At 37.8% G+C, this 23412-nt stretch carries 20 protein-coding genes; 2 read left to right on the top strand and 18 right to left on the bottom strand.

The window, feature by feature from the left end; translation table 11 throughout:
- Positions 1–7: 7 nt before the first annotated feature.
- The 17 genes from LFLEISCH_RS03625 to LFLEISCH_RS03700 form a co-directional block, all read right to left on the bottom strand.
- The gene (locus LFLEISCH_RS03625; protein WP_007473093.1) at positions 8–2179 is read right to left on the bottom strand and encodes a CgeB family protein; all 2172 of its coding nucleotides are present in this window, start codon (positions 2177–2179) and stop codon (positions 8–10) included.
- Positions 2140–2646, bottom strand: coding sequence for a hypothetical protein (locus LFLEISCH_RS03630; RefSeq protein WP_007473095.1), 507 nt, complete (start codon positions 2644–2646; stop codon positions 2140–2142). Before LFLEISCH_RS03630 ends, LFLEISCH_RS03625 begins: the two co-directional genes overlap by 40 nt.
- Positions 2643–3875: a glycosyltransferase gene (locus tag LFLEISCH_RS03635; protein WP_007473097.1), complete on the bottom strand. Its 1233-nt coding sequence runs from the start codon at positions 3873–3875 to the stop codon at positions 2643–2645. The genes LFLEISCH_RS03630 and LFLEISCH_RS03635 overlap by 4 nt, the downstream gene beginning before the upstream one ends.
- Complete coding sequence (locus tag LFLEISCH_RS03640) at positions 3875–5005, bottom strand: glycosyltransferase family 4 protein (protein WP_241432864.1); 1131 nt, start codon at positions 5003–5005, stop codon at positions 3875–3877. Before LFLEISCH_RS03640 ends, LFLEISCH_RS03635 begins: the two co-directional genes overlap by 1 nt.
- Positions 5006–5097: 92 nt before the next feature.
- On the bottom strand, positions 5098–6372 hold the full coding sequence (locus LFLEISCH_RS03645; RefSeq protein ID WP_007473101.1) for a nucleotide sugar dehydrogenase: 1275 nt from the start codon (positions 6370–6372) through the stop codon (positions 5098–5100).
- 15 nt (positions 6373–6387) lie between these two features.
- Complete coding sequence (locus tag LFLEISCH_RS03650; protein WP_007473103.1) at positions 6388–6855, bottom strand: DUF4352 domain-containing protein; 468 nt, start codon at positions 6853–6855, stop codon at positions 6388–6390.
- 172 nt (positions 6856–7027) lie between these two features.
- On the bottom strand, positions 7028–11431 hold the full coding sequence (locus tag LFLEISCH_RS14575) for an immunoglobulin-like domain-containing protein (protein WP_007473106.1): 4404 nt from the start codon (positions 11429–11431) through the stop codon (positions 7028–7030).
- 419 nt (positions 11432–11850) lie between these two features.
- Complete coding sequence (locus LFLEISCH_RS03660; RefSeq protein WP_007473108.1) at positions 11851–12360, bottom strand: dihydrofolate reductase family protein; 510 nt, start codon at positions 12358–12360, stop codon at positions 11851–11853.
- Between the two features lie 75 nt (positions 12361–12435).
- Positions 12436–13287, bottom strand: coding sequence for a MurR/RpiR family transcriptional regulator (locus LFLEISCH_RS03665; RefSeq protein ID WP_007473110.1), 852 nt, complete (start codon positions 13285–13287; stop codon positions 12436–12438).
- Positions 13288–13595: 308 nt separating this feature from the next.
- Positions 13596–14834, bottom strand: coding sequence for an LPXTG cell wall anchor domain-containing protein (locus tag LFLEISCH_RS03670; RefSeq protein WP_007473112.1), 1239 nt, complete (start codon positions 14832–14834; stop codon positions 13596–13598).
- Positions 14835–15197: 363 nt separating this feature from the next.
- Positions 15198–16811 carry an HAD-IC family P-type ATPase gene (locus tag LFLEISCH_RS15785; protein WP_007473113.1) on the bottom strand — a complete coding sequence of 538 codons (1614 nt, stop codon included), beginning with the start codon at positions 16809–16811 and terminating at the stop codon, positions 15198–15200.
- Positions 16812–16871: 60 nt separating this feature from the next.
- On the bottom strand, positions 16872–17813 hold the full coding sequence (locus tag LFLEISCH_RS15790) for an HAD-IC family P-type ATPase (protein ID WP_007473115.1): 942 nt from the start codon (positions 17811–17813) through the stop codon (positions 16872–16874).
- A 31-nt stretch (positions 17814–17844) separates the two neighbouring features.
- Positions 17845–18174 carry a DUF3139 domain-containing protein gene (locus LFLEISCH_RS03680; RefSeq protein ID WP_007473117.1) on the bottom strand — a complete coding sequence of 110 codons (330 nt, stop codon included), beginning with the start codon at positions 18172–18174 and terminating at the stop codon, positions 17845–17847.
- A gap of 21 nt (positions 18175–18195) precedes the next feature.
- Complete coding sequence (locus LFLEISCH_RS03685; RefSeq protein WP_007473119.1) at positions 18196–18477, bottom strand: hypothetical protein; 282 nt, start codon at positions 18475–18477, stop codon at positions 18196–18198.
- A gap of 23 nt (positions 18478–18500) precedes the next feature.
- A complete protein-coding gene (locus LFLEISCH_RS03690) occupies positions 18501–19448 on the bottom strand; it encodes an L-lactate dehydrogenase (protein ID WP_007473121.1) in 948 nt (315 codons plus the stop codon).
- A gap of 253 nt (positions 19449–19701) precedes the next feature.
- Entirely contained in the window at positions 19702–21054 is a 1353-nt protein-coding gene (locus LFLEISCH_RS03695) for an MATE family efflux transporter (protein WP_007473123.1), read from the bottom strand.
- Complete coding sequence (locus LFLEISCH_RS03700; RefSeq protein WP_007473125.1) at positions 21051–21500, bottom strand: MarR family winged helix-turn-helix transcriptional regulator; 450 nt, start codon at positions 21498–21500, stop codon at positions 21051–21053. The genes LFLEISCH_RS03695 and LFLEISCH_RS03700 overlap by 4 nt, the downstream gene beginning before the upstream one ends.
- A 143-nt stretch (positions 21501–21643) precedes the next feature.
- Here LFLEISCH_RS03700 and LFLEISCH_RS15795 point away from each other — a divergent pair, with 143 nt between their 5' ends.
- Positions 21644–22183 carry a hypothetical protein gene (locus tag LFLEISCH_RS15795; protein WP_241432865.1) on the top strand — a complete coding sequence of 180 codons (540 nt, stop codon included), beginning with the start codon at positions 21644–21646 and terminating at the stop codon, positions 22181–22183.
- Complete coding sequence (locus LFLEISCH_RS15800; protein ID WP_241432866.1) at positions 22167–22514, top strand: helix-turn-helix domain-containing protein; 348 nt, start codon at positions 22167–22169, stop codon at positions 22512–22514. The genes LFLEISCH_RS15795 and LFLEISCH_RS15800 overlap by 17 nt, the downstream gene beginning before the upstream one ends.
- Positions 22515–22621: 107 nt before the next feature.
- Here LFLEISCH_RS15800 and LFLEISCH_RS03710 read toward each other — a convergent pair whose 3' ends face one another.
- Entirely contained in the window at positions 22622–23281 is a 660-nt protein-coding gene (locus LFLEISCH_RS03710; protein ID WP_007473127.1) for a cyclic nucleotide-binding domain-containing protein, read from the bottom strand.
- Positions 23282–23412: the final 131 nt, after the last annotated feature.

Consider the following 23412-nt stretch of genomic DNA (forward strand, 5'->3'; position numbering starts at 1 on the left):
TTCCCTCCTAGATTTCTACTTGTGTAAGTTGTTGTGCTCCTGCTTTTGCCCCTTTTTCGATAAAATTGAAGCGATTAACGCTAAACATTTTAGCACCAAATCGTGCGTAACCTTCTAAATTCTCATCTTGTTCAAAACTCTCTAGTAACACCTTCATTGTTTTACGAAACGGATAACTCGTTCTCATAACAGAACGCGAAGGGTATAAATGGTCAACAAAAATATATTCCAAGCCCTCATCTAAAACGTCCATTTGATTTTCCTTGCTCTCGTAATACGTAGCTTTCCCAATAAAGTCCGCATCCGTATAAAGTGTCGCTAACATTAAATCTTTTAAGTAATGACTCCCGTAGAAGTGATTAAAGTTTAATAATGTCATATAATCCGCCTCTAACACCTTTTCACAGTCCGTATAATTATCCATATAGGAAAGTAAATAACAAGATACCGTCTTCGTTTGATAATGATTGAGAATAAAATTAAAATCCGCGAAATCTTCCACACTACGTATAAATAAAGCGAGTTTTTTATTTTGATAGCTCTGCTTTTCAAATATTTCAAGAGCCATCTCAATTTCCTCTACAGATTCGACAATCGCCATCATACAAACTTTCGCTGTTAAAACGGGTAAATTAATGTCCATATTTTTTAAAATATAGTTTAGGCGATGTTTATACGTGTGTTTTTCATAGATTTCCCGAATTCCCTCTAAAGATTTTTTATAATAGGCTGTATCATTTTTTACGACTGTACGCATTTGCGCCCGTAAATCATTCGGTTCTTCTGAAATCATGACAATATTTCCAAAAAGAGCTTCAATACCTTTTGAATAGCTACTTAAAATGGGAGTTCCTGAAGCAAGACCTTCAAATACACGTCTTGAAAACATGGTCGGGGAATGAATGACGCTATTCACGTTTAGCATAAAACGATAGCCTTTATAGGCCTTATCAATTTCGTCATAACGTAAACTCCCAATCACGTTCTCTTTAAACTTTTCTGGAAATCTAAATTCCGGCTCAGGACGTTCAAAATTACGATCATAAATGGCTAATCCAAATTCTTGGCTGAACCCTAGCATTGTATCCATAATTTGGCGTCTTTCTAAATGTCTATTGGCATAATAAGAACCTGCAAAGCAGATTTTATTTTCCCTTGGTGTTGCTAATTGAATAGGATTATGGCGTGTTGGTTCTGCAGCAAACGGAAGTGCAAAAACGCGCTCATGCTTCGCTCGCTTTTTATATTCTGGGATAATATTCGCATCTGTTGTATAAATATAATCAAAACGTTTAGCTGTATCAATAAATTTATCAAAGTGAATTGGGTCCTCTTTATTCCAAAAAAGGGTTGGGATGTCTCTCTTTTTGCACCATTTTAATAACTCGAAAAGAGTATCGCGACTTACATTGGAATACTTTCCGATTTGGTACTCCCAGGCTCCACCGTTACCGTGCCAAGCGGACTCTACAAAAAGAAGATGTGGCTTTTCTTTTGTTAGTACGGTTTTCCAATTTTCAGGCGTAAACGTGATTAATTCTACCTCATTTTGGAAATTAGACATTGTAAATTCATCGAAAATGCAGGCTACCTTTAAGTCCCGAAATGATTTCACTTCCTGAACTGGGTTTCCGATTATCGTTTCTACTTTTCTTTTTTCAAAAATTCGTTCTACGCATGCTTTTTTGATTCGAACGATTCCTTTTCCCGTGATTTTAAGCGCCAGGCGAAGATATTTAGTATTTTTCCCCACTGTCACATGCTGCTCCTTTTGCAATGAACTTAGTGTTGTCACTTCTTTTTCATGCTCATTATATTCGGCAATCGCTAGTTTTACTGTCACGCCTTGCGAACATTCTGCTTCTATTTGAATGGATAAGGTTTCGCCGGGCATTACTTGAATCAAATGCTTCGGAAACCTCGAAAAAGCCACATTTTTTTCCATAAAAGAAGCATAATTGGAACGACTATCACCGTTTGCAAAACAAAGTTCATCATCCAGCATATACGCATGAAGTCCTTCTTTTTTCACGTACCACCAATTTTTAGCATCACAAAAACGGGAATTTGAAATTAATTTAGGATGAATATCCGCAATAATTTCCGTTTGAAAATTATTTATTACGTGATAGAAATCAGTTATTTGTTTTTTAATTGTATTTTCTTTCGTAAGCTCCAATATTTTCCATTCCATTTCATTAATTTAGTATTCATCATTTTCTGGTGTTTTTCTAGCAACATTTCTAAAGCTTCTTCTTTTTGAAAAAGTAAGTTTTTCATGTCATCTCGTTCACTGGCGATGGTCGTAAATTCCTCTGCTAGACCACCTAGCCATTTTTTTTGCTCTTCTAGCAGTTCGAATGTTCTTTTTTTATATTCGCTTAACTCGGCTTGTACTTCTTTCCATTGTTCATAAAATTTCAGTTCTGTTTGATTTTCGCTTTTAAGCCCATTTAATTGTTCCTGCAGCATCTCATTTTGTTGCATCAACTTTTGGTTTTCTTGTTTTGAACTGTTTAATTGTTGATTCATCATTTGAATCTGGTTCACCAAACGTTGATTTTCTGACTTAAGCGAAATCGCCTCATTCTTGTTTGTCTCTATATCAATAAATGCCTTGTCTATTTCGCTTTGTTTGCGCATCATTTTTTCTCATCCTCACTTAATTTCTGATAAATATTTAAGAACTTGATTTTCTCTTTTTCCCAATTATAAATTTCCCGAGCCTCTAAAGAGCGCTCACTCATTTTGCTTCGTAAATCAGGACTTTTAAGCAACTGATTGACAGCATTTGCGATGGAGACGGGATCTGATGAATCAACGAGTATTCCTGTTTTAGAATCATTTATGACTTTCTTCATTTCAGGAAACGAGCAGCTAATTACTGGTACACCTGCCATCATATACTCAAATAGTTTATTGGATGCTGCTGTAAAATGATTAAAGCAAGTATTATTCAGCAATTGAAACCCTAGATAAGCATTTCTTGTATATAGCGGCAACTCCTCCACTGGAACTTTTTCAATAAATTTCACGCGGTGCATCAAATTAGCTTGTTGCGTCGCTTTCTTTAAAGTCTGTTTCAGTTTTCCGTCCCCAATAAATACGACTGTACCTTTTTCGAATAAAGGAACGGCTGCTAATAAATTTTCTAACCCTCGTCCAATTTGCAATCCACCTTGATAAAGTAAAATCGGCTCTGTTTCAGCTAATTGCAATTGGTTGTGAAGGTCTATTTTATCCGTGTTTTTTTGCAGAAAAGGATAATTATAAATCACTTCTGGGTTAAAACCATACACTCTTCGAAAATATTTTGCTCTGGTGTCATTTTCATGAATAACATAGTCAGGAAAACGAATTAAAAGTCTTTCAAAAACCCGATAAATAGGTAAGTCATAACCGGAACGACTTGTATTTATCTCATGTGAATCAAAAATCAATTTTTTCCTTTTTACTTTGGAACATAAAACGGCTTGTAACAAAGTATTTAAATCATTGGCATGGTAAATATCCGTCCGCATTATCATTCCTTGCGCAGTCATTTTCCCAATCAAGATTAAATTTCGTACAAGATAATGCAGTTTTGTCATTAAAAGGATTAACAAGAATACGAAAAATAACGCGCCCAGTAAAGGGGCAAACATGGTTATAATAATTCCTATTAAGAATAATCCCGTTTTTTGAAAAGGTATCAGTTGACGACTTATTCGGTGTAAACGGAAATTTTCTGATTCTATTTGAATAGCGGGTTGCGTATTTTTTAAAGCGATTAATTGGACGAAATACCCCGCGTCTAAAAGTGCCGTACACTCTCTTAGAACCCTGGCATCATTTGTAAAACCGTTCCAAAGAAACATTGTCACTCTTTTTTTCATTAATCTTCCTCAAAAATAATTTTATAAAGCAGCTTTTTGTTTGTTTGCCAATTAAAATGACGCCGCGCAAAATTATTCCCATTTTCTCCGTAGTATCTTCGTAATTCTTGATTATTGATAAGCTTTGAAAGTTCTTTATTGATTTCTTGTTGCTCATTTTTATTAAAAACGAGTCCTGCCTCTGCCTTTTCAATGATTTGTTTCGAATAGCCAGATGTCACACCAATAATTGGTAAGGAAGCCCCCATGTAATCAATTAATTTTCCCGGCACTACCGTTTTAAAAATAGCGTGCTCTTTTAGCCCAATATAAGCAATGTCTGCACTACGCAGTCTTTTCCATACTTTCTGCCTCGATTCAGGCGGTTTAATGATGACATTTTTTAAACCTAAGTTTTTAATTTCTTGTTGAATTTCCGCATAATATTTTCCGTAACCAATCAATAGAAACTGAACGTTCTTAGCAGATTGAAAATTTTTAGCTAAATGAAATAAGCTTTCAATATCCTGCGCAATCCCCATATTCCCAGTGTAGACGATAGTGATTTTGTCTGATACTCGTGACACCGGTACTTGCACAAGCTCCGAATCTGTTAGTCCATTGGGTAAAAAGTGGATTTTTTTGGAATCCCCAACAATTCCTTGAATATAGCTAATAAATCCTTCACTATTCACAATTAACTTGTCTGCTTGATGGTATATCCGCTTTTCAATCAAGTATCCCAAAGCTCTAAGAATTTTTGGAAATATACCTTTGATGGCGCTTAATGTTTCAGGCCATAAATCACGAATATCTACTACAAACTCGGCTTTGAATTTTCGTTTTGCTAAAAGACCAATAAACGGAACAGAAAGTGGTGGAGACGTTACAAATACAACATCATAAGTTTCAGATTCGGTGAGAATTAATTTGATAAAACGAAATAAAACTTCTACATATAGCAAAAAACGCCGAAGAATATTTTTTTCAAAACGAATGCTTTTTGTTTTAATTCGCTTTATTGTAATACCTTCCGGAGCACATTCAAGGAAATCAGTCTGCTGATAAAGTTGCTTATACGGATAATGTGGTTCTGTCGTCCATACGGTTACATCAGCGACCTCATCTAAGCATTGGCAAATTCCCTTCATGCGGTTTGCTGCACTCCCAATTTCTGGAGGGAAATTTTGGGAAATAATCAATATTCTTTTTTCATGGAAACTATATATCCCCTATAGTTATTTTAGAACCTCACCAAATGATGTTTTAATTCAAAAATACTCCCCAAATTAAAATAATTTTTATCATTTTTGCAAAGATCTAATATATTTTTGGTATCAATGACAATAGCGTTATTTGTTTCTGAAAAATCATTGGCTGATAAGGTTTTAAATTCGCTATGATCAGCCAAAACTAATACTAAATCTGCTTTATCTAGTGCCTTGTTTAAATCTTTTTCTATAAAATCTGCCTGAATATGCGGTTCATAAACCACAACATCATACGCATCGTTTTGTTCTAGCATTTGATAAATTAAAACTGCCGGACTTTCACGAGCATCATCAATATCCCCTTTGTATGTTAGCCCCATCACGACAATTTTCGGATGTATTTTATCCGCCATTAAATCATTTACTTTCCCTATAATAAACTCTGGCATAGATGTATTAATTTCGCGGGCAGTTTGAATCAGTGGTGATTCTTCCTCCGCTTTTGAGGCAATAAAATAAGGATCCACAGCTAGACAGTGCCCCCCAACACCTGGCCCTGGATGATGTAAGTTAACACGAGGATGTTTATTTGCCATTTCAATGACTTCTAGTGCATTAATTTCGATTTTATCGCATACTTTTACAAGTTCATTGGCTAAAGCGATATTAACATCACGATAAGTGTTTTCCATAAGCTTGGCCATTTCTGCAACAGACGCTTTCGCTTCGATTAATTCGCCTTTTACAAAGACACCATAAACCTGTTTTCCTGCTGCGGTACAAGCTGGCGTAACACCACCAATAATGCGATTATTATAAACTAATTCATGGATAACTTGACCCGGAAGTACACGTTCAGGACAGTGCACAAGAAAAACATCTTTCCCAATAGTAAAACCCGCTTTTTCAACTAGCGGTTTAATAAAGTCTTCCATAGAACGCGGTGCAATCGTGGATTCTACGATAATTGTGTTGCCCGAGCTTAAACAAGGCAAAATCATTTCTACGGCCGATAAAACATAGTCTAAGTTGCAAGATTTGAGTGCATCATCGTTATTAGGCGTAGGAACGGCCACAATAAACACATCTGCCGGTTTAGGTGTTAAACCTACGCGGAAATTTTCTTTTTCTACTGCTTGATTTAGTGCTTCTTGTAAGCCTGGTTCTTCAATATGAACTTGTCCGTTTTGTAACATTTCTACAACTTGGGGATTTACATCAACGCCTAGGACATCCTGATTATGGTTAGCAAACATAATGGCTGTTGGTAAGCCAATATATCCCATCCCTAAAACTGTGATTTTCACAAGATTACCTCCCAATTACTCAGCTTTAGGAATACTAATATCCCAAGTTGCTGCATCTTTTTTATTTTGTATATATATAAGTTTGCCTTCTTTAACTGACTTTGGTAGTTCAAAATAGGCACTACCAGTTAACTTTTTGCCTTTTTCAATAACATCACCGAAATTATTACCTTGCGGGAATACATCATATGTTTTTTTATCTGCTTTAATTTTAAAATCGCCAGCGCCTATGCTAGCTTCGCCAGAGTCTTTATTGTCAATAGTCATTTTAATTTCTACCATATTTTTGTCACCTTTGGCATTATCCGTTGTATGAATCGAATTAATTTTCATATTCATGTTATTAACGGTTTTCGAAACATATTCTTTGTCATTTGTCGTTTCTTTTTTCTTACTTGCATTTGTATCATTACTACATGCCGCTGTGATGGATAAAGCCGCAATAACAAGTAGTATGGACATACCTTTCAAACTTTTCTTCATTTTCAAATCGCTCCTTGCTAATAGACAACAAAATTATCTCTTATAGCTTAATTTTTATTTTATTTAACAATTTATGTCTTATAAATAAATTGGACGGAAGCGTTTGTAATTAGACACTTTGCTGCCTAGTTACAAACGCATACCGCCGAATTATTTTTGCTTAGAGATAAATTTAATTGGTTAGTACAAGATCTACCTCAGAAATTTTATTACCTAAATCATCTTTCCCGTAAACTTTTACAACATCGGTTACAGCTGTTACTTTATCTCTTAAAAAGTATCGATAGATGTTATTTCCCGTAACAGGAATTGTTTGATATTCAGTACCATTTACCTCTACCGAAATACGTGTAACATCTCCTGTATAGGTTCCTGTTAGATAGCTCGCACCAACTTTATAACTATCTGCTGTTATTGTGCCTGTCACTTTGGTTAAAGTGACATCTACTTCTGTCACTTTAGTTCCATCTGCAGCATAGCCAATCATAGAAACTTTGTCATTTGCACTCGTGATTAAATTAGCTGCATAATAAGCAAATGCATTATTCGTCACTGGTATTTTAGATTGTTCTACTCCGTTCACTACAAGCGCAATACGGGTAATATCTCCTGTTGTTGTTCCTTTTACTTGCTTATCTTTCCCTACTTTATAGCTTTCCATAGTAATTGTACCTGTAGGGGGCGTTTTATCTAAAATAGTCACTGGAACACGATTTAACTCACGACCCGTAGCATCATAAGCGATTGCATACACTACATCAGTAGGACTTGTAATAAGTGTTTTTGCATAGTACTCATATTTGTTACCAGAAACTGGAATAGCACTCTGCACTGTTCCATTCACTTCAATGCTGACACGTTTTACGTCTCCAGTGTAGGTTCCGGTTACTTGATCAGTACCAATTCGATATGAATCAGCTGTTATTGTGCCATCTCCTGTATAAATATTCAGTTGCTTAGTACTTACAACTTTACCTTCTGAATTTAGACCTTCCATCATCACAACATCCGTTACAGAAGTAACGATATTTTTGGCATAATATTCAATAACATTATTTGACACAGGAATTGTGGAATACGTTTGTCCACCTTTTGTAACACGAACTTTCACGATATCTCCAGTATATGTGCCCTTAATTTTACTATCCGTCCCATATTTATAAGAGCTAAGTTGGATTTCTCCTGTTGTCGATGCTTTCGTTGTCACTTTCACGATTTGGCTGTCTAATGGATTTCCAGCCGCATCATAACCCGTTATAACTACTACATCTGTTGTTGCCAAAATTTTATCGTTCGCATAATATTCAAATGAGCCATTTGAAACCGGGATTCTTGTATATTCTGTACCATTGACTGAAAGTCCCACTTTCACAATATCTCCAGTATAGGTCCCTATTACTTTATTGTCGGTACCTTTTTGGAAATCATTGGCTGTTATCGTACCTGATGTTGTTTTTTGAACAACTTTTACAAGTGCGCGGTCAAGCTCTTTTCCGTTATTATCAAGCGCTACTACATATACAATATCAGTAACACTAGTGATTAGGCTTTTAGCGTAGTATTGATATGGGCTAGCACTTACTGAAATCGCCTGCTTTTCAGTACCATTCACAATAAGTTTAATTTTAGCCACATCACCTGTATACGTTCCTCTAACGTATCCGTCCCCACCAAGTTGATAGTCGTTTCCAGTTATGGTCCCTACAGTTGGTGTTTTCACATTTACTTTAGCACGATCGAGCTCTTTTCCATTATTATCAAGCCCTACGACATAGACATCATCAGTTGCATTCAATATTTTGTCTTTCGCAAAATATTTATATGGGCTGCCTGATACTGTAATCGTTTGTTGTTCAGTACCATTTATAATTAACTTGATTTTAGTAACATCACCTGTATACGTTCCTGTTACATATGGATCTGAACCAATTGTAAAATCGTTAGCTGTTATTGTTCCAGCAGTTGGTTTGTTCACGTTCACTTTAGCACGATCAAGTTCCTTACCATTTTCGTCAAGTGCTACGATATAAACTTGATCTGTTGCATTCAATATTTTATCTTTCGCATAATATTGATAAGGTGTCTTTGTTACTCCAATAGTTTGCTTTTCTACACCATTGACAATCAACTTGATTTTAGCCACATCGCCTGTATAAGTTCCTTCGACGTATCCTCTTCCACCAATTGTATAGTCATCTGCAGTTATCGTTCCTTGAGTAACTTTTTCAACTGTCACCGTGATAGTTTTCGTTGCTTCATTGCCATCGCTATCTGTTACTTTATAGCTCACTTGATAAGTGCCTGCTTTTGTTGTGTCCACATTATTCGATGTCACTACGATTGCACTTGTTAAGTCGCCATCTTCTGTATCACTTGCGGTTACGTCTGCTTTTGGATCAAATGTGTCGCCCACTTTAATAGTCTTGTCACTTGCTGTGATGACTGGTTTATCATTTGTTCCTACGGTAACTGTGATGGTTTTCGTTGCTTCATTGCCGGCACTATCTGTTACTTTATAGCTGACATGGTAAGTACCTGCTTTTGTTGTATCTACATCATTTGCCGTTACCACAATCGCACTTGTTAAGTCGCCATCTTCTGTATCACTTGCGGTTACGCCTGCTTTCGGATCAAATGTATCGCCCACTTTGATAGTCTTGTCACTTGCTGTGATGACTGGTTTATCGTTTGTTCCTACGGTAACTGTGATGGTTTTGGTTGCTTCATTGCCATCGCTATCTGTTACTTTATAGCTCACTTGATAAGTGCCTGCTTTTGTTGTGTCCACATTATTCGATGTCACTACGATTGCACTTGTTAAATCGCCATCTTCTGTATCACTTGCGGTTACGCCTGCTTTTGGATCAAACGTATCGCCCACTTTGATAGTCTTGTCACTTGCTGTGATGACTGGTTTATCGTCTGTTCCTACGGTAACCGTAATCGTTTTGGTTGTTTCATTGCCATCGCTATCTGTTACTTTATAGCTGACATGGTAAGTACCTGCTTTCGTTGTATCTACATCATTTGCCGTTACCACAATCGCACTTGTTAAGTCACCATCTTCTGTATCACTTGCGGTTACGCCTGCTTTTGGATCAAATGTGTCCCCTACTTTGATAGTCTTATCACTTGCTGTGATGACTGGTTTATCATTTGTTCCTACAGTAACCGTAATCGTTTTGGTTGTTTCATTGCCATCGCTATCTGTTACTTTATAGCTGACATGGTATGTGCCTGCTTTTGTTGTATCTACATCATTTGCCGTTACAACAATCGCACTTGTTAAATCGCCGTCTTCTGTATCACTTGCGGTTACACCATCCATTGGATCAAATGCATCACCAATTTTAAGTGTTTTATCTGCTGCATTAATGACTGGCTTGTCATTTGTAATGGTGTCATTCGATAGTCTTTCGAATTTTTGATTTTCAAATTGTGTTTTAAAAGCTGGAACATTTGTAGTTGAAACATTACTTACATTTCCATAAAGGTCTGTCAAAGAGGTTAAATTTTTCCATACATATTTTGGTGTTCCTAAAATGTTTGTCCCTTTTTCCCATGCGGCCATATTCTGATTCGTCGTTGAGAGTACTCCGCCATTACCTTCCATGTAAAGTGCTAAACCAGTTGGGTTTTCATTTCGGAAATCGAAATAAGCCACATTATCCATTGTTAATTTACCAACTGGTGAAATTTGAACTGCATATAAACTGATTGGTGATGAAATCGCTTCTACAGATGCGCTTTTTGTCATCGTAACTTGTTTTGCATAGATTCGTGAATCAGATGACATAACGGCTTTTTGATAATTTAATTTGACTTTTGTTCCTGTGCCAAAGCTAACACTCGCCTCAACGCCCTTAATGCTTCCGTATCGGCTTACAATATTAAGGTCAGCCGCATCTCCAACAATAAGTGACTGTTGTGGACCATTTAAATACATCCCAATTCCCATTGAATCGATGGATAATTTTGCCCCTGCACTTACTTGTAAATTACCAAAAGAATAAACTTGGATAGCATTTGCATTCCCAGTATTTTTAATGGTTGTTGTGGAAGCCCCGTCAAAATTTAGGTTCTTCACATTGAATACATCATTCGTACCTGCTGTTGTAAAGCTATTATTACCCTTTATAAAAGTATTACCATTCGTATTAGAAACGGCTTCCCCGCCATTTAATGTGATGTTATCAAGTGTTACCGAATAGTTCACAACACTTGTTTTAAAAATGGCTCTTGCATTTGATGTAAAATTAATATTGGAGAAAACTACACTCGCCGCTCCTGAAAGGTCACTTACAAAGCTACTATTATTAAGTGTAACTTTATGATTTGCCCCATCCACTGTGACATCATGCTTAATCACATAGTTTGTATATTCATTGAGTGCTAAATCATTTTTTAAAACTACTTTTGTTACTAGCTCATTGTTTAAGGCATCTCTAAGTTCTTTTTCTGTTCCTACTTCGAGTGTTACACCCGTTTCTGCGTTAGCTGTTAATGGTAAAAGTGCATTTGATAATGTTAGTAACACTAGCATAGCTGCAACTAATGATGTTAAAAATTTTTTCATACCCTGGCTCCTTTTTATGCGTATTAAAAGTAATTTAGTTTTTTTCGGAAATAGATCAAAGTTTTTTAATCCCCCATGATACTCACTCCCTTAAAATAACTTCCTATTCCAGCAGAAGTTAAGATTTATAAAACAGTATAGCAATGAAATTTCTATAAATCTGTATACTATTTATGAGGCTTTTCACTTTTTGCGGACCTTTCATTCAAAAAAAAAGATTGACAAATCATTCATTATGGATTATGGGGCTTTTAAATAATGTGTCAAAATGTCATATTTCAAAACGTATTTCCCAAAATCCATACCGAAACTATCACTTTGAAATGTGATAACTTTAACATTCTAACGCAACAAAAAACACTACTCGTTAAGTCACTAAACCTAACAAGTAGTGTAAATCAAAATGTCATAAAATTTTCTTATTTTTCAAATACCATTTCCGCAAATGGACCGAACTGATTCACTTCCACAAGACGATAACGCTTTTCGTCTTGTTTTTGTGTAAATAACGGGATACCTTCTCCAAGCAGAACAGGAGCCACCTGAATAAATAGCTTATCGACCATATTTTCATCTAATAATGGAGCTAAAACGCTATTTCCTCCGACAATCCAAATATTTTTATCCGGCGCAAAGTCACGCACAAAACGAACCACGTCCCCTTTTACCGGCTTAAAACTTTTTAAAGAAAGTTCTTTTTCATGGGTGAAAACGTAATTTTCTGTTGGCGCATAAAGCGATTCAATATTTTCTAGATGTTCAATTTCAGCATATGTTTTTTTCCCCATAATCATAACATCCATTTGTTTATAAAAAGCATCATAATTTGTTTCTTCCGCTGCCCCAGTCTGGTATAGCCAATCTAGGCGGCCGTTTTGGTCTGCCAAATAGCCATCCATGGATGTGCATCCGTAAAAATAAACACTCATTTTGTGTACCTCCTTCATTGATTACGCGAATTGGACGGCCTTTTTGAAGACGAATAGGCTGTGCGCACACTCGTTTTATTCCCGAAAACGGTTGGTCGCTTCTCGTGATTTTTGTATATGGGTAATCATGTCTTCATAGCGTTTTGACGCAAAGTAGTAAAAAAGAATGTCAATAACGAGCAACTGCGCTTGTCTAGAACTCGTTGCCGTGCTACGAAGTTCTGCTTCCGGTGCGCGTGATGTTTCCAAAACAAAGTCTGCAATGGTTTTTAATTTGTTACTACCAATACGCGTTAAACTCACCACTTTTAGCCCATTGCGTTTTGCTTCTTTCGCCAGTTGCAAAACTTCTGATGTTTCGCCACTATTAGAAATCGCGATTAAAACACTGTTTGATTTCCCAGCCGAGAAAGCCATCGCTAAAACATGCGGATCTTGTGATAAAAACACATTTTTACCTGCCCGAAGCCACTTTTGCGCAATATCTTCAGCAATCAGCCACGATGCCCCAACGCCGTAAGCATAAATCGTCTCCGCCTTCTCCATCTCCATACAAACAGCAACGATCGCGTCCTCTTTTAGCTGACTAGCCGTATCTTGAGTGGTTTGAATCATATTCGACACTAACTTTTCTCGGATAGAATCAAAAGACTCATCAGGCTCAATGTCATAATAACCTGCCTTTTTAGGCATGGCAAGTTCCATTGATAATTGACGCTTTAATTCCGGAAAACTATCCAAATTAAGGGATTTTGAAAAGCGGATAACCGCTGCCGCACTCGCATTGGATTTTTTTGCTAAACTTTGCACCGAAGCTTTCACAGCAAAATTCGGATCAGCCAATATCGTTTTGCCGACTTTTTGTTCAGAGTTCGGCAATGACCCCAATATGCCATTAATAAGGTTGATAATACTACCGTTTGCCATAAATCAATCTTCCCTACGTTTTTCTTTGATTATAACATAGCATTTTCATTTGGAGAAATACGATACAGCCCATAAAAAAGACGCGGGAAAATCCCGCGTCTCAGCTTGTAGAAAAACTCAAAGTTTAAGCAAAACAAAACGCTTCTCACCAAAATCAGACTGCTGACAAATGGTGAGATTCTAGGCAGTGCCTCTGTACCGGAGCGGAGCGTACTCGAGTACGTAAGCACCGGAACGGAAGGCAGGAACGACGAAGATTGCCGTTTGTCAGCAGTCTGAGACGCGGGGAGGTCCCGCGTCTTCATTTTTTAACTACGTTTTCTTAAATAAACTGTTGCAAGTAAAGTAGCAAGTGCTCCGATTGCGACTAGGCCTTCTGCTCCAGGTGAATCACCTGTTTTTGGAAGCGCGGATACTTCTGGGTCTTTTTTCGTTGTAGACGCTACTTTTGTTGCTGTTTTAACTGGTGTTTGGTTATTTTTACTTACTTGATTAACCATCATTTTTTCACCGGAATATGTGTATTCCACAATATCACTGGATTCACCAGTAAATAAATCCATGCTCATGATATATACGGTTTCGCCATTTTTCAATGCATTCTTTAGAAGTAATTCAAACTTGCCATTATCATCAGCAAATACATATCCAACTGGCATATCACTAGTTTCAGAAATAGCAGCTACAAGAGTATTTGGGCGTGTTTTCCCATAAACAACAGAAGCATTTGATTTTGCTTTATCAATACTTGGTGCCTCGTAATCATAGTAATCATCAAACTCACTATCAAAGTCTACAACTTCATAGGTGAGTGTAACACTGGCTTCATTTCCAGCTGCATCACGTGCAACAATAACGGTATTAAAAGTTCCCACTTTAGATGTATCTAAAGTTTCTCTTCCATCTGCAAAAAACACTTCGTAATCATCTGAATTATCATCAACTAAAACAAAGTCTTCTGCATACCAATCTGGCTCATTTAATCCAACAATATTTTCTGTATCCCAAACTTCAATAGTTGGTTTTTGCGTATCGGCTACTACATATGAAACGGTAATTTCTTCTGTAGTAACACCGTCAGTGGCCACAACGACAACCGATTTATTTCCAATTGAGGAAACATCAGGTTTAGATTTAAAAGTAACGGATGTTCCGTTTTCTGCAGTAACAAAATAGCCTGGTGTTGTAGCTGCATTAATTTCAACTTTCACATTTGGCTTAGCTGTTGCAAGAGGAGTAGCATTTGCAGTAACAGTAGGCGCTTGTTCAGCCTTAAGTACCTCTTTTTCTTCAGCAGGTGGAACAACTTCTTCCGTTTTTTCTTCAACCTTCGCTTCTTCTTTAGGTGCTTCCACTACCGGCTCGCTAACCGTTGCTTCTGCTTCAGTTGCTTGTGATTCGACTACTTCATTTTTGACTTCTGTAGCCGCTTTCAAAACTTCTTCGGCTTTTGAATCATCTAAGCTGTTTGCCCACACTGTTGTTGGTAAAACTAGCCCCACTGATAGCGCTAAAACGCCATAGCTAAATTTCAAACCCTTTTTCATATCCATTCTCCCTTTTCAGTATATTTTGTACTTTGAAATAAAAATGCTTCCCTTTGTTTCATTTTTATTTCAAATTACATGAATTTAGTATACCATGTAATCAATATGAAACATATAGATCTTTTGTGAATTTTTCCTTTTATTTTTCTATAAATAATCTATAGAATTAAATTTCTGATATAAAAGTTTTTAAATATATAACTTTGCCCCATTCATTCGGGATTTCAACAGATTGACACATCATAGCTTAAACACTTAATCGCATTTGGCAAAAAAAGCTTACGCCATTTCATTCGTAACACTTTTGAAATAAAAAACCACAAGCAAATTCGCTCGTGGTTTTCTTTAGTTTAAAAAGACACTTTATTTTTTCACCAATCGATAAATCAATTTTTCGATTTCGACAACAACAAACACACCGAGTCCTGCGAGTAGTGAAATCCCGAGTTGCGTTACGTTTAGGGCTGTCGTTTCCATAATTGTATGGAAAACAGGTACATAAATGACAATGGCTTGGAGCACTAATAAAATCGCAAGTGAGCCCCAAAGGACATTATTTTTTAAAATACCTTTATCAATCGGGAATTTAATAAGCTCGCGGCAATTAATCATATAGAATGCCTGACCAAACACAATCGTTTGCAATAAGGTCGTCTGAATAACGGCTGTATCCACGCCTTTTCCACGTAAGTAGGCCTCCACTGCAAAGCCCAGAACAGCAATTAAAACGGAGACATAGGCGACACGGATAATCGCATAGCTATCTAAAATATTCTCTTTTGGATCACGTGGTTTTCTTTTCATCAAATCGTTTGCGTATGGTTCAAATCCAAGCGCAAATGAAAGCGTGATGGTCGTTACCATATTAAGCCATAAAATTTGAACGGATGTGAGTGGTAGTGGCATATTCGCAAGTAGGGAGACGACAACGAGCAAGCCTTGCGCAAAAGCGGTTGGCAGCGCAAAATAAATCGTCTTTTTAAGGTTGTCGTAGACGCGCCGTCCTTCTTTAACAGCTTTCACGATGGTCGCGAAATTATCGTCGGCAAGCACCATATCGGACGCATCTTTTGTAACTTGCGTGCCTTTAATCCCCATAGCAATCCCGATATCTGCTTTTTTCAGTGCAGGGGCATCGTTTACCCCGTCACCTGTCATCCCTACGACATGGCCATTTTCTTGAATTGCCGTCACAAGGCGCAATTTGTGCTCCGGCGTCGTCCGGGCGAATACATCATGATCCGCTACAACATCGCGCAGTTCCTTGTCAGAGAGACCTTCAATCTCACTTCCGACTAAAGCATTATTATAATTCTCGATACCAATTTCCTCTGCAATCGCAATCGCCGTGTCTTTATGGTCACCAGTAATCATTTTCACACTAATTCCCGCTTCACGGCATACGCCAACTGCCTCGATGGCTTCCTTCTTCGGCGGGTCAATAATCCCGTATAAGCCTGCGAAAATCATCTCGTCATGTAAGTCTTCATGCGTCAAATGTTCCTTCTCGCTTGAAACTTTTTTGTAGGCAGCCGCTAAAACACGTTGACCTTTGCTTGCAAATTCGCTAATGCGGCTCTCCCAGTATTCTAAATCAAGCGGCGTACTTGTATCCTTTTCCACTTGTTGTTTGGCAAGACCTAAAATCACGTCTGGCGCGCCCTTTAAATAAATATAATTTTCCCCATCAATTATAACAAGAACCGCCATATATTTATAAAGTGAGTCAAATGGGATTTTATAAATAAGATGGTTATCCTGACTTAAATTGGCGCGATTAGCGAGCTCTAACAAAGCGCCTTCTGTCGGATTACCAATCACTTCCCGTTTCCCATCATGATAATCGATTTTCGTATCATTACAATAAAGTGCGATTTCAACGAGTCGTCTAAACGCTAAACTTTCATCGCGTAACTCAATTGGCTTTTCCGTATGGTCGCTCACTTCATCTTTTGTAATAACAGAAACAACACTCATTTCATTTTTGTGAGTGTCCCCGTCTTATCGGAACAAATGACACTCATGCTGCCAAGCGTTTCAACTGCGGGCATTTTTTTTAATAATGGCCTTCTCTTTCGCCATGCGCGTCACACCAAGCGATAAAATAATCGAAAGAACAGCTGGCAAGCCCTCTGGCACAGCAGATACTGCAAGGGCAATAAGTGCGGATACCAGTTCATTCATTGAAAAATCATGATAGAAAATACTATAGAAAAGTAAAAATACAATGAGTGCTGATAAAATATAGAAAACTTGCTTATTTAGCTGTTTCATTTTTTTAATAAGCGGTGTTTCAGTATTTTTCATTTCTTTTAAATTGCGACTGATTTTCCCGAGTTCCGTATCATCACCCGTCTCGGTTACAATCCCTTTCCCAGAGCCGCTTCCAACGAGCGTTCCAGAAAACACCATGTTCAGACGGTCCCCTAAATCGGCTTTCTCTGTGATGACATCGCTATTTTTTGTGACCGGGGTCGATTCTCCGGTTAAAATGGCTTCCTCAACTACTAAATTATACGCCTCAATAATTCGCAAGTCGGCCGGGATAATGTCTCCTGGACCAAGCAAAACGACATCACCTACAACTAAAGAGTCAGCGGGAACGATTTCTTTTTTATTTTCTGAAAGAATAGTCGCCTCTTCACTTAACATACTCGTTAAACTATTTAGCGAGTTCGTCGCCTTACGCTCCTGCGAGTAGCCAATAATTGCGTTTATAATTACGACAATGAAAATAATCACCATTTCAATGTATGAGCCCACGATGCCTTTCAAAATCCCAGCAACAATCAGCACATAAATTAACAAATCATTGAAATGCTTAAAAAACTTTTTTAGTTCACTGTCCTCTTTTCCTTTTGTTAAAACATTGGACCCATTTTCAGCTAGGCGCTTGCCGCGCTCCGAATTCCCGAGTCCCGCTTCGTTCGTCTCTACTTTCTTAAAAATATCACTAAGTGGCAATTTATACCAATCCATAGGTTTTCCTCCTCATACTAGCAGGCCACATCTATTCTGTCATTTTCACTTGCTTCATATAACTGATTGCCGTAACCTCGTCGCCTTTTACCGTGAAAAAATATTCCCGATTAGGCTCTTCCTTAAAAGTAACTACAGCAAAGTAGCCGTTTTTTTGCCCCTCATTATTATCAAATTCCCGCTTCACCGATTCAATCGTCATTTCCTTATAAGGGTCGTTCTCACGAATAAACGTCTGCGCCACACTTTGCGCATTAGATAGGCGCGTCGGATACCCATGAATAAAATAAAAATAAGCCCAAATGCATAACGGTACAACGATAATGACATTAATGCCAATTAAAATCCACGGATTTTTCATGATTTCCTCCTTTTGATTTCACTAACCAGCAGTTGGTGAAATAGCTGCTTGCCAGGCGCCGATTAGCTCGTTTTTTGCTTGTTGCGTAAGCTTTTGAAGCCCGATTACTTGATCTTTATTCACCGTAAGCCCCTTGCTAAAACGGTTTATTCTGGACGCAGATAAGCAGTTAATATACACATCTCCGAGAAATAAGGCTGCCTCATTTTTTTCAACAATTCCCACAATATAGCCGATTCCCGTGACAAGTAAGACCGCCTCGCCCGTCTCTAATTTTTGAAATATAGCGTTATTTTGCTCCATTTTGAAAACCTCCTATAAAAAAATTACTCAAGTTGTTTTAAAGCGGATTCCTGCATCGAACGAATCGTTTGCGCAGAATAGGCAAGCTGTTTTTCCTCCACCGCATTAAGAGGCATTTCAATGATTTGCTCGATTCCATTCCGAGAGAGAACGGCTGGCGCCCCTATACAGACATCCTCTTCCCCGTAAAGGCCGTCTAAAAATACAGATAAAGGCAAAATGGCTTTCTCATTTTGGAAAATGGCCTTTGTAATTCGCGAAAGTGCAATGGCAATACCGTAGTGAGTTGACCCCTTTTTATCAATAATCGTATACGCCGCATCACGCACACTTATAAAAAGGTGTTTTAATTCCGCCTCATCAATTTCCGGATGCGTCTTCAGCCATTCATCCACCTGCATCCCGCCAATATTCGCATGTGACCAAACTGGAAACTGCGTATCGCCATGTTCGCCCAAAATATAGGCGTGCACGTCTCTTGCATCGACTCCCGTCAGTTCTGCAATCGACTGTCTAAAGCGCGCCGAATCGAGCGAGGTTCCGGAACCAATAACACGATGTTTAGGCAAGCCAGAAAAACGTTGAACCGCATACGTTAAAATATCAACAGGGTTACTTGCAATAAGAAAAATGCCATCAAAACCCGATTTCATTACCTCATCCACAATGCTTTTTACAATTTGAATATTTTTTGCAACTAAATCCAGTCGCGTTTCGCCGTCCTTTTGAGCCGCTCCTGCTGTTATGACCACTAAATCGGCATCTGAACAATCTGTGTAACTTGCCGAAAATATTTTTTTAGGTCGTGTATACGCAAGGCCGTGCGCTAAATCAAGCGCATCACCTTCCACCTTACTTTTATCCAAATCAATAATTCCTAGTTCCTGCCCAACATCTTGTGCAACAAGAGCGAAGGCGTAACTGGATCCGACATCTCCATTTCCAATTAAAATGATTTTTTGTTTATCCATATTCTCACTTCCTTTCGTTTGAGTGCCCTTTATTTCAAAAATTCACAACAATGTAAATTTTTAACCCTTTCTTATTTAAAAAAGTAAAATAATTAACACTTTCTATATTAAGTGTAATATATCTGTAGATAAATATCGAGAATTTTTTGAAATAAAATTTTGAAAACTAAAGGCAATATACCTTAAAATTCCCGAAAACGGTGCGAATTAAACGCTATTTAGCGCAACAAAAAAGCTACCTGAACAGGTAGCATTAGACCATATCTGGATTCTTAAACATATGTCGCCACGTTTTGGTGAGTATGAAAAAGCAGACGGAGAAGGCAATGACATCTGCTATCGGAAAAGCATACCAGACGCCCATTAGGCCAAAAAACTGCGGTAAGATGAGCAGTAATGGGACAAGACAAATAATTTGGCGCATTAATGAAATGACAAATGAAATGCGTGCTTGTCCAAGCGCCTGATAAAGTCCACCGCACACAATTTGAAAACCAATTGTCGGGGCTGCAAGAAGCATCAACCGAAGGGCATTCGTTCCCTCAGAAATCATCTCAGGCTCATCAGAAAAGATTCTAACCAGTTGGCTCGGGAAAAGTTCCACGACACCCCACGCGATAAGGGATAGTATTGTCGCCACAATCATTCCTAGTTTAACCGCGCGAATAACGCGGTCCAGTTGTCGTGAACCATAATTAAAGCCAACAATTGGTTGCATCCCTTGCGTAATCCCATTAATCGGCATAATCACAAAGCTCGCAATTCGGTTTGCCACACCATAAACCGCAATCGCAAGTGTTCCGCCGAAAAGTTGCAACATCCAGTTAACAGCAATCGTCACAACGCTACCCGCTGACATCATAATGAACGACGGAAAACCAATCGCCATGATGCGCAAACTAAGCTTGCCGTCTAGGCGAAATTTAAAACCGTTTAAAGATAAAGTACTTTTTCCTGATAAAAAGTAAATGAGCAGCCAAACAGCGCCTACGGCTTGGGCGATAACAGTGGCGAGCGCGGAACCGCGAACCCCCATATGAAGCCCCATAATGAAAATCGGATTTAAAATCATATTTAAAACGGCCGAGATAATCATGGTTAACATCGCCGTTTTAGCATTTCCTTCTGAACGCACAATATTATTCATTGCCATCGCAAACGTCTGAAAAGCCGCGCCAAGTAAAATAAGCGATAGGAAATCTTTTGTCATTGTATGAATTTCGGCCGGAGCCCCAAAAATCGTAATTAGTGGGTCAATAAAAATAAATGTAACAATAGCAATAAAAATACTTGATAAAATAACAAGCCAGATAACCTGATGGAAAATTTGATTCGCTCTTTCTTGCTCACCTGCGCCTAATGACCGCGAAATAATGGAGGCGCCCCCAATTCCGAACATCGCGGCCATGGCCATTAAAATCATTTGGACTGGAAAGGCGATGGAAAGTGCCGCTACACCGTCTGAACCGACGCCGTATGAAACAAAAATGGTATCAACAATGTTATACATGCCCATCACAAACATACCTACAAAAGCAGGAATCGAAAGGCGTGCCATTAAGGAACCAATTCCTTCTACACCAAGCCTTTTACTTTGTTCTTTCACTCTTCTGAACTCCTTTCTGCAAAACGTCGCGCATTATCTGCCATCTGAACGAGGAGACGCAACATTTCTTTTTTTTCTTTTTCCGAGAAACCTTCTGTTAAAGTATCGCTGAAAGTATTTGTGACCTCTTCAATTAAGTCTCGCATGCTATGGCCTTTTTTGGTTAGATAAACTCGTTGTACACGCTTATCGTGCGTGTCACATTCGCGCCGAATCATGCCGAGCCTTTCTAGCTGTTTAATGTGGCGCGTCACATTTGCCTTATCTGTCAAAAAGCGCCTAGAAAGTGTTTCTTGCGCGAGACCATCTTCTTTATAAAGTGTCCATAAATAGCGTAACTGAGAGACTCGCAAGCCTGTTTCTTGAAGTTTAGCCTCTTTATATGCCCGCTCCTCGCGATGAATAATGGCCATCGTTTTCGCTACAAGTTCATGATTTTCTCCCATTTTATGTCGCCCCTTATGTCATAAAATTTACACTAGCCTACCTAGCTTATCAAAAACTAGTTGACTATGCAACTAATTATAGAGTTGACTTGTTCTCTTCAATTTGTCACAATAAAATTAAAAACATATGGGGGCTAAACACTTTGAACATCCATCATTTAAAGGAAAAATTCCCAAGTTTGCATATATCTACAAAGCCGATTGAAATGGGTGACACCGTTTTAACTTTTTACGAAGAACCTTACTATTTTACAATTAATCGCGATGAGGTTTCGGAAAGTGACGCCGATTTGTTACACCTTCTATTCGAAACTCCAAAGCCGGCTTTTAAAACGGAAGAAAGTAAAATGTGGTATGACTTTTTATTTACACAAAACGAGATTTCGCTTGATGTGAGCTCTTCCGAGTATCGCTTCATTCAATTTTATGTGCGCCGGGAAACGTACACGAAAAAAGAATTTTCCGAGTGGAAAAAAGCTTTACTCAGTTTTTTCAACCAAAATGCTGTGTTACTTGAAATGGGTGCATACGGGGTCATTATTGAGGAGACGTCCGATTCAATTCTAGGGGAAGAGGAACTGAGTGCTGTTGCGACAACGCTTGAAGCTGATTTTTATTTTCCAGTTCATTTTTTTTGTGGGGCTTTTCCATTCGAAGTATTCTTCTATGCGCGCGGCTTTTGACGAGGAACGCGAGCTTTTTGACTTAGGAGATAAGGCGCTCGTTCAAACGGTGGAATCGGCTAGTATTAAAAAATTTGCCAAACCTTTACATACGAGCATTATTTCTAAGCATATAAATGAATTTTTTATAAAAGATCCGACGCTTTTCCCGCTAATTGCTACCCTTTTTGAACATCAGGGAAATATTAGTATGACGGCTAAGGCACTTTTTATGCACCGCAATACGATTCAATATCGTATGGATAAATTTCATGAGCAAACGAATTTATCCTTACGTAAATCAGACGGCTTATTATTTGCCTATTTAAGTGGGCTTGCTTTTAAAAACTAGTTGAATATGTATATTGATTAAGCAAAAAAGGAGTCATTAGGTGACTCCTTTTTTTGAATATATTAAAACTAAAAACACCCGTTAAAAAACAAATCATGTTAAACCCGTTATATTTCTAGATTGATGGATATGGACCGGTTAGGCCCTTCCAAAATAAAAGATTCTCTTCTAAATTCTTCAAATAATTTTCGGATTGTGACATAACTAACGCCTAAATATTTTGTTAAAACGGTGTAATTTAGTTGTTTTGGTAAATTAATGAGTGATTCATCCTCATTAGACACTTCTTTGGCTAACACTTTAAGAAGCTCTTTGCTACGTTTTTTGGTTCGCATCTTAGAAAACATATATTGCTGAACAAGTAGCTCCTGCAAATGCACATTAATTAAATAGCCATATAGCCAACCTTCTTGCATATTCATTAAAGCATCAATTATATCTACTTTTTTAAACTCTAAAACCTCAACTTCCCCTACCGAGGTAAACTCTAAATCGTTGCTATCGTGGAAAAGCAAGCTTTCAAGTCCGACAAATCGGTTTGCACCCGTGAAATATAAAATGCTCTCATCGACCGAGATTGACACAATTCCTTTTTCAATAAAAAAAATCGTTTCATCACTGCATCTTAAATTTAAAATCCGCCCGTTTTTCACTCGTTGAACACTACTTTTCAACTTCGCTTGATTCAATAAAAAATCAAACAGTTTTTGTTCATTAAAATGCCGATCAACTTCATCATGTGTATATAATGCGATTAGTTCTTCCACTAAAAACACCTCTCCAGAATTTAACGTCATTATTTAGTAGTATGTCATGTTTCGCTACAAACTAATGAATAAATCTATTTTACAACCTAAAAAATCTGTTCAAATTCTAGCATTTTATGTTTTCGTGAAAA

This window comes from Listeria fleischmannii subsp. fleischmannii LU2006-1 (assembly GCF_000344175.1).
In the GTDB taxonomy this organism is placed as follows: Bacteria; Bacillota; Bacilli; order Lactobacillales; family Listeriaceae; genus Listeria; species Listeria fleischmannii.

Excerpts from the sequence above, each read along its gene's own strand:
- LFLEISCH_RS03665 (WP_007473110.1), bottom strand. The coding sequence starts at position 13,287 with ATGGCAAACGGTAGTATTATCAACCTTATTAATGGCATATTGGGGTCA.
- LFLEISCH_RS03635 (WP_007473097.1), bottom strand. The coding sequence starts at position 3,875 with ATGAAAAAAAGAGTGACAATGTTTCTTTGGAACGGTTTTACAAATGAT.
- LFLEISCH_RS03640 (WP_241432864.1), bottom strand. The coding sequence starts at position 5,005 with ATGAAGGGAATTTGCCAATGCTTAGATGAGGTCGCTGATGTAACCGTA.
- LFLEISCH_RS03700 (WP_007473125.1), bottom strand. The coding sequence starts at position 21,500 with ATGGGAGAAAATCATGAACTTGTAGCGAAAACGATGGCCATTATTCAT.
- LFLEISCH_RS03680 (WP_007473117.1), bottom strand. The coding sequence starts at position 18,174 with ATGAAAAATCCGTGGATTTTAATTGGCATTAATGTCATTATCGTTGTA.
- LFLEISCH_RS03685 (WP_007473119.1), bottom strand. The coding sequence starts at position 18,477 with ATGGAGCAAAATAACGCTATATTTCAAAAATTAGAGACGGGCGAGGCG.
- LFLEISCH_RS03650 (WP_007473103.1), bottom strand. The coding sequence starts at position 6,855 with ATGAAGAAAAGTTTGAAAGGTATGTCCATACTACTTGTTATTGCGGCT.
- LFLEISCH_RS03690 (WP_007473121.1), bottom strand. The coding sequence starts at position 19,448 with ATGGATAAACAAAAAATCATTTTAATTGGAAATGGAGATGTCGGATCC.
- LFLEISCH_RS15785 (WP_007473113.1), bottom strand. The coding sequence starts at position 16,811 with ATGAGTGTTGTTTCTGTTATTACAAAAGATGAAGTGAGCGACCATACG.
- LFLEISCH_RS03670 (WP_007473112.1), bottom strand. The coding sequence starts at position 14,834 with ATGAAAAAGGGTTTGAAATTTAGCTATGGCGTTTTAGCGCTATCAGTG.
- LFLEISCH_RS03660 (WP_007473108.1), bottom strand. The coding sequence starts at position 12,360 with ATGAGTGTTTATTTTTACGGATGCACATCCATGGATGGCTATTTGGCA.
- LFLEISCH_RS14575 (WP_007473106.1), bottom strand. The coding sequence starts at position 11,431 with ATGAAAAAATTTTTAACATCATTAGTTGCAGCTATGCTAGTGTTACTA.
- LFLEISCH_RS15800 (WP_241432866.1), top strand. The coding sequence starts at position 22,167 with ATGCGCGCGGCTTTTGACGAGGAACGCGAGCTTTTTGACTTAGGAGAT.
- LFLEISCH_RS03630 (WP_007473095.1), bottom strand. The coding sequence starts at position 2,646 with ATGATGCGCAAACAAAGCGAAATAGACAAGGCATTTATTGATATAGAG.
- LFLEISCH_RS15790 (WP_007473115.1), bottom strand. The coding sequence starts at position 17,813 with ATGGATTGGTATAAATTGCCACTTAGTGATATTTTTAAGAAAGTAGAG.